This window comes from Dysosmobacter sp. (genome assembly GCF_034093755.1).
GTDB lineage: Bacteria > Bacillota > Clostridia > Oscillospirales > Oscillospiraceae > Oscillibacter.
Map to the genome: position 1 here is coordinate 26,033 of NZ_JAXEBZ010000057.1, position 9,074 is coordinate 35,106.

11 protein-coding genes and 5 tRNA genes are annotated in these 9,074 nt (G+C 64.7%); 11 read left to right on the top strand and 5 right to left on the bottom strand.

Going from position 1 to position 9,074, the window contains the following annotated elements; all coding sequences use genetic code 11:
- Positions 1–33: 33 nt before the first annotated feature.
- From pyrE to SOX55_RS07900, 4 genes are all read left to right on the top strand, one after another.
- On the top strand, positions 34–672 hold the full coding sequence (pyrE, locus tag SOX55_RS07885; RefSeq protein WP_325286896.1) for an orotate phosphoribosyltransferase: 639 nt from the start codon (positions 34–36) through the stop codon (positions 670–672).
- 14 nt (positions 673–686) lie between these two features.
- Positions 687–1,604 carry an aspartate carbamoyltransferase gene (pyrB, locus tag SOX55_RS07890; RefSeq protein WP_325286897.1) on the top strand — a complete coding sequence of 306 codons (918 nt, stop codon included), beginning with the start codon at positions 687–689 and terminating at the stop codon, positions 1,602–1,604.
- A gap of 13 nt (positions 1,605–1,617) precedes the next feature.
- A complete protein-coding gene (locus SOX55_RS07895; RefSeq protein ID WP_325286898.1) occupies positions 1,618–2,043 on the top strand; it encodes an aspartate carbamoyltransferase regulatory subunit in 426 nt (141 codons plus the stop codon).
- 72 nt (positions 2,044–2,115) lie between these two features.
- Positions 2,116–3,021: a DMT family transporter gene (locus SOX55_RS07900; RefSeq protein WP_325286899.1), complete on the top strand. Its 906-nt coding sequence runs from the start codon at positions 2,116–2,118 to the stop codon at positions 3,019–3,021.
- 51 nt (positions 3,022–3,072) lie between these two features.
- On the opposite strand, the gene SOX55_RS07905 is transcribed toward SOX55_RS07900, so the two are convergent.
- The 4 genes from SOX55_RS07905 to SOX55_RS07920 all read right to left on the bottom strand — a co-directional run bounded on the left by SOX55_RS07905 (position 3,073) and on the right by SOX55_RS07920 (position 6,316).
- Complete coding sequence (locus tag SOX55_RS07905; protein WP_325286900.1) at positions 3,073–3,498, bottom strand: hypothetical protein; 426 nt, start codon at positions 3,496–3,498, stop codon at positions 3,073–3,075.
- Positions 3,499–3,620: 122 nt separating this feature from the next.
- Positions 3,621–4,490, bottom strand: coding sequence for a radical SAM protein (locus SOX55_RS07910; protein WP_325286901.1), 870 nt, complete (start codon positions 4,488–4,490; stop codon positions 3,621–3,623).
- A complete protein-coding gene (locus SOX55_RS07915; RefSeq protein ID WP_325286902.1) occupies positions 4,487–5,773 on the bottom strand; it encodes an aminotransferase class I/II-fold pyridoxal phosphate-dependent enzyme in 1,287 nt (428 codons plus the stop codon). The genes SOX55_RS07910 and SOX55_RS07915 overlap by 4 nt, the downstream gene beginning before the upstream one ends.
- A gap of 231 nt (positions 5,774–6,004) precedes the next feature.
- Positions 6,005–6,316, bottom strand: a complete 312-nt coding sequence (locus SOX55_RS07920; RefSeq protein WP_325286903.1) for a hypothetical protein — start codon at positions 6,314–6,316, stop codon at positions 6,005–6,007.
- 113 nt (positions 6,317–6,429) lie between these two features.
- Here SOX55_RS07920 and SOX55_RS07925 point away from each other — a divergent pair, with 113 nt between their 5' ends.
- Positions 6,430–6,960 (top strand): M48 family metallopeptidase, encoded by a 531-nt coding sequence (locus SOX55_RS07925; RefSeq protein ID WP_325286904.1) that lies wholly within the window; start codon positions 6,430–6,432, stop codon positions 6,958–6,960.
- Positions 6,961–7,000: 40 nt separating this feature from the next.
- Here the strand turns inward: SOX55_RS07925 and SOX55_RS07930 are convergent, their stop codons facing one another.
- A complete protein-coding gene (locus SOX55_RS07930; RefSeq protein ID WP_325286905.1) occupies positions 7,001–7,390 on the bottom strand; it encodes a hypothetical protein in 390 nt (129 codons plus the stop codon).
- 156 nt (positions 7,391–7,546) lie between these two features.
- Between SOX55_RS07930 and SOX55_RS07935 the strand changes: the two genes are divergently transcribed.
- From SOX55_RS07935 to SOX55_RS07960, 6 genes are all read left to right on the top strand, one after another.
- The gene (locus tag SOX55_RS07935) at positions 7,547–8,188 is read left to right on the top strand and encodes a gamma-glutamyl-gamma-aminobutyrate hydrolase family protein (protein WP_325286906.1); all 642 of its coding nucleotides are present in this window, start codon (positions 7,547–7,549) and stop codon (positions 8,186–8,188) included.
- 57 nt (positions 8,189–8,245) lie between these two features.
- Positions 8,246–8,320, top strand: a tRNA-Gly gene (locus tag SOX55_RS07940).
- Between the two features lie 7 nt (positions 8,321–8,327).
- Positions 8,328–8,404: transfer RNA gene (locus tag SOX55_RS07945), tRNA-Arg, on the top strand.
- A 58-nt stretch (positions 8,405–8,462) separates the two neighbouring features.
- Positions 8,463–8,538, top strand: a tRNA-His gene (locus tag SOX55_RS07950).
- Between the two features lie 52 nt (positions 8,539–8,590).
- Positions 8,591–8,665, top strand: a tRNA-Gln gene (locus SOX55_RS07955).
- Positions 8,666–8,699: 34 nt separating this feature from the next.
- Positions 8,700–8,775 (top strand) — tRNA-Lys (locus SOX55_RS07960).
- The last annotated feature ends 299 nt before the right edge of the window (positions 8,776–9,074 follow it).

Here is a 9,074-nt window from a genome sequence, read left to right on the forward strand (position 1 = left end):
CGTTTTGGATACAGAATAAAGGAGAGTTTGCACATGAGCATCGAAAAGACCATTGCCCACGACCTGCTGAGCATCGGCGCCGTGTTCCTGCGGCCCGACGAGCCCTTCACCTGGGCCAGCGGCATCCACAGCCCCATCTACTGCGACAACCGCCTGACCCTCACCGCCCCGGAGGTCCGCACCCACGTGGAGACCGGGCTGGTGGACCTGATCTGCAAGTACTATCCCGACGTGGAGGTCCTGATGGGCACCTCCACCGCCGGCATCGCCCACGCCGCCATTGTGGGCCACATGATGGGCCTGCCCATGGGCTACGTCCGCTCCGGCAACAAGGACCACGGCCGCCAGAACCGCATTGAGGGCCGGCTGGAGCCGGGCCAGAAGGTGGTTGTGGTGGAGGACCTGATCTCCACCGGCGGCAGCTGCATCGAGGTGGTGGAGGCCCTGCGGGAGGCCGGCGCCCAGGTGCTGGGCATCGCCTCCATCTTCACCTACGGGCTGCAGAAGGGCATTGACCGCATGGCCGCCGCCCAGGTGGTGAACCACTCCCTCAGCAACTTCGACGCCGTGTGCGAGGTGGCCGCCGCCGAGGGCAAGATCCGCCCCGAGGACATCGACCGGCTGAAGAAATTCCGCTCCACCCCCTCTGACGAGAGCTGGATGCAGCACTGAGGGAGGCGAAGCACATGCGCAATCTCATTGACATCACCGACCTGTCCCGCCAGGAGATCAATGAACTGATCGCCACCGCCGAGGACATGATCGCCGACCCCGCCAGGTACGCCGACTGCTGCCGCGGAAAGCAGCTGGCCACCCTCTTCTTCGAGCCCTCCACCCGCACCCGGCTGAGCTTTGAGTCCGCCATGCTGGCCATGGGCGGCAGCGTGCTGGGCTTCTCCGAGGCCCAGAGCAGCTCCACCGCCAAGGGCGAGACGGTGATGGACACCATCCGCACCGTCAGCTGCTACGCCGACATCATCGCCATGCGCCATCCCAAGGAGGGCGCCCCCTACGCCGCCGCGCTGCGGTCCGAATGCCCCATCATCAACGCCGGCGACGGCGGCCACAACCATCCCACCCAGACGCTGACGGACCTTCTGACCATTCACCGCCAGAAGGGCCGCCTGGGCAGCTACACCATCGGCTTCTGCGGCGACCTGAAATTCGGCCGCACCGTCCACTCCCTGGTGAACGCCCTGGCCCGGGAGGAGGACGTCCGGTTCGTGTTCATCTCCCCGGAGGAGCTGAAGCTGCCGGACTACCTGAAGCAGAACGTGCTGGACAAGCACGGCCTGCCCTACACCGAGACCGCCTCTCTGGAGGAGGCCATGCCGGAGCTGGACATCCTGTACATGACCCGCGTCCAGAAGGAGCGGTTCTTCAACGAGGCGGACTACATCCGTCTGAAAGACACCTATGTGCTGGACCCGGAGAAGCTGATTCCCGCCAAAAAGGACCTGTGCATCCTGCATCCCCTGCCCCGGGTCAACGAGATCGCCGTGGCGGTGGACGATGACCCCCGGGCCTGCTACTTCCAGCAGGTGCGCAACGGCAAGTTCGTCCGCATGGCCCTGATCCGGAAGCTGCTGGAACTGAACGCGTAAGGAGGAGCGGAGCATGAATATCGACAGTATCCAAAACGGCGTGGTGCTGGACCACATCAAAGCCGGCAAGAGCATGGACATCTACAAATACCTGCACCTGGACCAGCTGGACTGCTCCGTGGCCATCATCAAGAATGTCCGCAGCGACCGCATGGGCAAGAAGGACATCATCAAGATCGACTCCCCCATGGAGGTGGATCTGGACGTGCTGGGCTACGTGGACCCCAACATCACCGTCAACATCATCCGCAACGGCGTGCGGGTGGAGAAGAAGAAGCTGGAGCCCCCCCAGAAGCTGGTGAACGTGATCCACTGCAAGAATCCCCGGTGCATCACCGCCTCCGAGCCCACGCTGGACGCCGTGTTCCTGCTGAACGACCCGGAAAAGCACACCTACCGCTGCGCCTACTGCGACACGGAAAAGCAGCGCAAACTGTAAGCATTTCCCGGAACGGGACCCCGGTGAGCCGGGGTCCTTTTCCTGCCTGCTTCGGAAAGAGAGAGAAAAAACGTGCATACCGACACAACTTCCCATACCCTGCGGGGCGTGGTCTGTACCGCCCTGGGCGGCGTCTGCTGGGGCTTTTCCGGCACCTGCGGACAGTATCTGTTCTCCCAATGGCCCGGCGTCAGCACCCTTTGGCTGACCTGCGTGCGGCTGCTGGCCGGCGGCATCATTCTGATGGTGATGGCCGCCCTCCGCTGCCCGGAGCAGCTGCGGGCCATCTGGCGGGACCGGCGGGACGCCGCGGAGGTGGTCCTGTTCGGCCTGCTGGGCCTGGTGCCCTGCCAGTACGCCTACATGTCCGCCATCTCCTACTCCAACGCCGCCACCACCACAGTGCTGCAGAACGTGAGCCTGGTGTTCATCATGCTCATCAGCTGCTGCGCCGCAAGGCGGCTGCCCCGGCCCATTGAGCTGGTGTCCCTGGTTCTGGCCGGCTTCGGCGTGTGGATCATCGCCACCGGCGGCGATCCCCGGCACATGGTCCTCTCCCCCCAGGGTCTGTTCTGGGGCATGGTGACCGCCGGCGGCATCACCGTCTACACCGTTCTGCCCAGGCGGCTGCTGTCCCGGTGGAACCGGGAGGCGGTGAACGGCTGGGCCATGCTCCTGGGCGGAATCGCCCTGAACCTGGGGGTCCGCAGCTGGAACTTCACCGCGGAGCTGCCCCTCCGGGGCTGGCTGGCGGTGGCGGCCATCGTGGTGCTGGGCACCGTGGTGTCCATGACCCTGTTCTCCCAGGGCATCCATGACATCGGCCCCGTCCGCACCTCCATGCTGGCCACCACGGAGCCCATGTCCGCCGCCGTGTTCTCTGCCGTCTGGCTGGGAACCCGGTTCTCCGCCGCGGACCTGATCGGCTTCGCCTGCATCATTGCCACCATCCTGCTGCTGGCCAAAAGCGAGGAGTGACCGGAACAGCAAACGCCCCGGGAGCCAATGGCTCCCGGGGCGTTTCATATGTCACATGCCGATGAGCACCAGCCCCACCGCGCAGACGGCGGCCCCCAGCAGCTGCCGGGGCGACACGCTCTCCCGGTAGGCCAGCACGCCCACCGCCAGCAGTACGCAGGCCAGGCCGATATTGGCCACCAGGGACGCCACGCTGACCTTCCAGCCCGCCCGGTAGACGTGGATATAGCCGAATTCCAGCCCAAGAATGGACAGGCCCAGCGCCCAGGAGGTCCAGTTGGTCTGCCGCAGGGCCGCCAGCAGATTCCTGTCCCCGCTGGTGGCGAAAAACATCGCCAGCGCCGCCGCGGCCGCCGCGGCGTAGGTGATAAACAATGAGGCGAAGGCGTTGACCCCCGCCGGGGTGGATTTGGTGCAGATGTTATACAGGGTGTTGGTACCCACCACCAGCAGGATGGGCCAGAGCATGTTCCACATGGTGTTCTCCTTTGTGTATGTTTCAGTGCTCCGATTGTACACGATAGGCGGAACTTTGACAAGGGTCTTCCGCAAAGCAGCGCCCCGGCGGATGGTCCGCCGGGGCGCATTTCATGCAATTTTCACAGGCCCCGCCACTCCTCGGGCCGCAGGCAGGACAGATCCCGCTCCGCCCGGCGGATGGTCTCCAGCATGGCGGGCCGGTCGCCGTTGAGGGTGCCCCGGAGGGTCAGGTAGTTGGAGGCGTGGTTCATGCGGAACACACTGCCGGGGGAATCCAGATGCTCCACCAGCAGCTTCGTCTCCGCCAGCACCTGTCCCGGAGTCAGCAGCCGGAAGCTGCCATCCGCCACCCAGTCGTGGAGGGGCGTGCCCGGCTCCACCATCAGCGTCAGCATGCCGATATACTCCGGGTTCATGGCGTTGAAGGCCTCCGCCGTCTCCACGGCGTGGCGCTCCATCAGCTCCGGGCCGCCCAGGCCGGTGATGGCGGTGACGGACAGGGCCATGCCGCTGCGGCGGACCTTCTGACCCATGGCCACGATATCGGCAGCGGTATTGCCCTTGCGCATCCGCTCCAGCACCGCGTCGCACCCGGACTCCAGGCCCATATACACCATGGTCAGCCCCTTGTCCCGCAGCCGCCGCAGCTCCTGGTCTGTGCGGATGCGGATGGAGGCGGGAGAGGCGTAGCAGGTGACCCGTTGGCACTCGGGGTACAGCTCCCGGACGGTGTCCAGAATCACCTCCAGCTCCGCGGCCTTCCGCACCAGGGCGTCGCCGTCCGCCAGGAACACCTTGTCCACGTGGCGGAACAGGGGCCGGGCGGTGCGGAAGTCCTCCAGCACCTCCTCCAGGGGCCGGAGGGCGAAGCGCTTGGCCTTGTACATGCTGCAGAAGGCGCAGGTGTTGTGGCTGCAGCCGTAGGTCACCTGCACAATGAGGCTCCGGGCCTCGGAGGGCGGCCGGTAGACGTCGCCGTAGTATCTCATTGCTTCTCCGCCAGCAGCTTCTCGGCGGCAGACAGCTTCAGGCAGGTGCACAGCACCTCAATGGCCTGCTGCAGCTCCTCCACGGGAGGCAGGGAGGGGGCAATGCGGATGTTGGAATCGTCAGGGTCCACGCCGTAGGGGAAGGTGGCGCCGGCGCCGGTCATGGTGACGCCCGCCTCCTTGCACAGGGCCAGCGTCCGTTTGGCGGTGCCGGGCATGGCGTCCAGAGACACGAAGTAGCCGCCCCTGGGATCGTTCCAGCCGGCGATGCCCAGCGGGGCAATCTCCCGCTCCAGGGCGTCCACCACCGTCCGGAACTTGGGGGCCATGATTTCGGCGTGCTTCTTCATCAGCTCCAGGGTGTGGGCCTTGTCCTTCAGGTACAGCACGTGGCGCTGCTGGTTCACCTTGTCGTAGCTGATGATCTGGATGCCCATCAGCTTCAGGAAATAGGCGATGTTGGCCTCGGAGGCGGCCATGCAGGAGATGCCCGCGCCGGGCAGCGTCACCTTGGAGGTGGAGGCGAACTCATAGGCCATGTCGCCGTTGCCGTACTTTTCGCACTCGCTGAGAATGTCGGGGAACTCCGCAAACTCCCCCCGGAACTCGTGGATACAGTAGGCGTTGTCCCACATGAGCATGAAGTCGGGGGCGGCGGGCTTCATGGAGGCGATGCGCCGGATGGTCTCGTCGGAGTAGACGTAGCCCTGGGGGTTGGAGTACTTGGGCACGTTCCACATGCCCTTCACCGCCGGATCGGCAATGGCGGCCTCCACGGCGTCCATGTCGGGGCCGTCGGGGGTCATGGGAATGGTAATCAGCTCGAAGCCGAAGGACTCCGTCACCTTGAAATGGCGGTCATAGCCGGGGGCGGGGCACAGCCACTTCACCTTCTCCTCTTTGCACCAGGGACGGGGAGAGTGGAGCAGGCCGTGGGTGACGGCCTTGGAGATGGCGTCATACATCAGCTGCAGGCTGGCGTTGCCGCCCACAATCACCTGCTCCGCCCGGCAGCCCAGAATCTCCGCGAACAGGCGGCGGGCGGCGGGCAGGCCGGCCAGCTCTCCGTAGTTGCGGCAGTCCACACCGTCGGAGATGTAGTCCTCCGGCCGGTTCATCACGCTGAACAGCCCCTCGGACACCATGTCCAGCTGGGCCTTTCCGGGCTTGCCCCGGGCCATGTTCAGCTTCAGGCCCCGGCTTTTCAGCTCCTCAAATTTCGCGGCGGCGGCGTCATACTCCCGCTGCAGCTCCTCACGGCTCATGTCGGCATAGGCACCCATGGTTCATACATCCTTTCTGTGATTCGCCTCCCGTTGGGGAAGCGCCGGTTTTTTCTCAGTATACCCAGTTTTTCCCCGGGCCGCAATATGTATTTTGTAAAGAAATCCGCCCCGCCGCCCCGGGAATTTTCCCGATTTTGCGCAAATTTTCTTCCGCACAGCAAGTACAAACGCTTTTGTGGGGCGCACATTCCGGAAGCGGGGCCGGTTTCCCGGCCCCGCCTGCAGTCCTTATTCCGTGTCGCTACCGGCGCACATGATGGACGCGTCGCCGTCCTCCTTGGTGACGCCGAAGGTGACGGGGATACTGACGCAGACCCGCTGGGTCAGCGTCACGGTGCTGGCGGTGCCCTCCGCGTTGGTGGCGCAGGTCACCGAAGGCGAGCCCTGGCAGGAGGTGGTGATGGTCCCCACCGTAGCCGTGGGCATCAGCACCACCTTTTTGCTGACATCCACGCACTGGGTACCGCTTTTGCTGCAGCCCGTGGCGGGAGGCGTCATGCAGGTGGTGGTCAGAATGGATTCCTTATAGATCTCGTTCACAGAAATGCTCCTTTCCGGTCCGACAGGCCGCTGCCCGCCGGACCACGGATAGGCCATTCTATGCGCCGGCCGCCCCACTTGCGCCGCCGGCGGAGGTGTGGTATCATACGGCCATGATGGATTATGAACTGAAACGCTCCCGCCGCCGCACCGCGGCGCTGGAGATCACAAAAGACTGCCGGGTGCTGGTGCGGGCGCCGCTGTGGATGCCCCAGGCGGAAATCGACGCCTTTGTGGCCGCCCACCGGGGCTGGCTGGAGGCCCACCTGGCGGCCCAGCGGGCCCGGCTGGCCGCCGCGCCGCCGCCTCCCACCCCCGCCGACATCCAGGCGCTGAAGGCCCGGGCCCGGGCGGTGCTGCCGGGAAAGGTGGCCTTTTACAGCAAACAGCTGGGCCTGACCCCCACCGCCGTGAAAATCACCGCCGCCCGCACCCGGTACGGCAGCTGCAGCGGGAAAAACAGCCTGTCCTTCTCCTGCTTCCTGATGAACGCCCCGGAGGAGGCCATCGACCTGGTGGTGGTCCATGAGCTGTGCCACATCCGCCACAAAAACCACGGCCCCGCCTTTTACGCCCTGCTGGAGAGCGTCCTGCCGGACCACCGGCAGCGGAAGCTGCTGCTGAAAGACGTGATGCCTCTGTGAAAAAACACCGCGGAGTTCCTCCGCGGTGTTTTCATCCGGTTCAGGCCTGCTGATTCAGCATGGCCCGGCGGGCCTCCCCCACCGGCTCCGGTCCGATGACCGCGGCGGGGTTCCCGGCGGCGATGCTCTCCAGCACCCGGTCCGCCGTGGACTGCTTCTCAAACTGGAAGGACTGGTAGAAGTTCCCCTCGTACCGCACCCGCAGCACCACCACCGGCAGCGACTTGCCGCAGGTTCCGGTGACGGTGATGCTGGAATCCTGGCTCCACGCCTGCCGGATGGCGGCGAAGGGCAGGTATCTGGTGCCGGGGAAGGCCGCCATGTAGATGGCCTGCTTCCCCACCCGGAACTGCTCCGCCCGGTATCCGTTCTTGTAATCCTCCCTGGGGTCCTCCAGCACCACGCTGGGACAAATGGAACGCATTGCCATAAAACCGCCCTCCTTCAATCCGATTCTGTGTTCTATATTCGTATATGCGCATTATGCCATAGACCCGGAAATTTTTCCCGTGGCAAATGCAACTCCCCGCACATTTTTTCCGCCGGGCGCATACCCTTTCCTATCCGATGATAGGAGGGACCCGCCATGACGGTTTCCATTCTCATTCCCGGCCGGGAGGACCGGCTGCCCCGGTACGCCGCCGCCATCCACCGTCAGGGCGGCCGTCCCCGGTTCGGGGCAACCGGAGCCGGCTGCGCCGGACTGCTGCTGCCCGGCGGCGGCGATCTGGACCCGGCGCTGTACGGCCAGCCGGACCTGGGCTCCCGGCCCGGCGACGGGGAGCGGGACCGGCTGGAGCTGGCCCTGGCCCAGGAGTTTCTGGCCGCCGGGAAGCCGGTGCTGGGCATCTGCCGGGGGCTGCAGGTGATCAATGTGGCCCTGGGGGGCACGCTGGCGCAGGACCTGCCCGGCCACAGCCAGCAGGCGGGGGCCGACCGGATTCACCCCGTGACGGCGGCGGAGGGGTCCCTGGCGGCGGCGCTGTGGGGACGGCAGTTCCCGGTGAACAGCGCCCACCATCAGGCGGCGGCAGCGCCGGGAGCGGGGCTGCGGATCACCGCTCTGGCCCCGGACGGCACCGTGGAGGCCCTGGAGGGAGAGACGCTGCCGGTGTGGGGCTTCCAGTGGCATCCGGAGCGGATGGCTCCGCCGCTGCTGCCGGACGGCGGTCCCCTGTTCGCCTTCTTTCTGCGAAAATGCGGGAAGAAACTTGAAGAAACCTCTTGACAGACCGGCCTGTCCGTGCTATCCTAACTAAGCTGACGATTTCCTCGGAGGGCACCCGCAGGTGTAGCACAATGGTCAGGGCACCAGCCTTCCAAGCTGGGGATGCGAGTTCGATTCTCGTCACCTGCTCCAATCATTTGCGCCAGTAGCTCAGTCGGATAGAGCAACTGCCTTCTAAGCAGTAGGCCAGGGGTTCGAATCCCTTCTGGCGTACCAGTTCTTTTTTGGAGCGAAAGACTCGGCACAGTCTCCCGTGGGAAAGCATTCAGATGTGGTGGGTGTAGTTCAACTGGCAGAGCACTGGATTGTGGTTCCAGGTGTTGTGGGTTCGAGTCCCATCACCCACCCCAGACAAGAACAAGGGGATCGGGGAAACCCCGGTCCCCTTTGTTCCGCTTCCATTGGGGCGTCGCCAAGTGGTAAGGCAAGGGACTTTGACTCCCTCATCCGCTGGTTCGAGTCCAGCCGTCCCAGCCAGACTTCATCGCAGATGCGTTTTGAATACGAATATGATTCGGTAGCTCAGTCGGCAGAGCAACTGCCTTTTAAGCAGTGGGTCCGGGGTTCGAATCCCCGCCGAGTCACCAAAAAGAAAGACAGCCTTTGGCTGTCTTTCTTTTTGGGTTCCGCCGCCTTGCAGGCGGCTCCACCCTTCGGCATTTGACATGCTCGGCGGAAGTGAATTCCGCCTGCGCCAAGGTTTTGCCTGCGGCAAACGCTTGTAACGCGCCACTCGGCGCGGCCGCGAAATGCGGCATCTGTACTGCTGCGATCATGCGGAAGTTTTTGCAGGGGGAAAAAATACCCCCCCCAGCGTTTTGCCCCGGGCAGGGGGACGATGGTTGGGCTGGCGCAAACCCCCGACAAGAGGCAAATCCAAGGGAAC

Excerpts from the sequence above, each read along its gene's own strand:
- pyrE (WP_325286896.1), top strand. The coding sequence starts at position 34 with ATGAGCATCGAAAAGACCATTGCCCACGACCTGCTGAGCATCGGCGCC.
- pyrB (WP_325286897.1), top strand. The coding sequence starts at position 687 with ATGCGCAATCTCATTGACATCACCGACCTGTCCCGCCAGGAGATCAAT.
- SOX55_RS07895 (WP_325286898.1), top strand. The coding sequence starts at position 1,618 with ATGAATATCGACAGTATCCAAAACGGCGTGGTGCTGGACCACATCAAA.
- SOX55_RS07905 (WP_325286900.1), bottom strand. The coding sequence starts at position 3,498 with ATGTGGAACATGCTCTGGCCCATCCTGCTGGTGGTGGGTACCAACACC.
- SOX55_RS07910 (WP_325286901.1), bottom strand. The coding sequence starts at position 4,490 with ATGAGATACTACGGCGACGTCTACCGGCCGCCCTCCGAGGCCCGGAGC.
- SOX55_RS07915 (WP_325286902.1), bottom strand. The coding sequence starts at position 5,773 with ATGGGTGCCTATGCCGACATGAGCCGTGAGGAGCTGCAGCGGGAGTAT.
- SOX55_RS07925 (WP_325286904.1), top strand. The coding sequence starts at position 6,430 with ATGATGGATTATGAACTGAAACGCTCCCGCCGCCGCACCGCGGCGCTG.
- SOX55_RS07930 (WP_325286905.1), bottom strand. The coding sequence starts at position 7,390 with ATGGCAATGCGTTCCATTTGTCCCAGCGTGGTGCTGGAGGACCCCAGG.
- SOX55_RS07935 (WP_325286906.1), top strand. The coding sequence starts at position 7,547 with ATGACGGTTTCCATTCTCATTCCCGGCCGGGAGGACCGGCTGCCCCGG.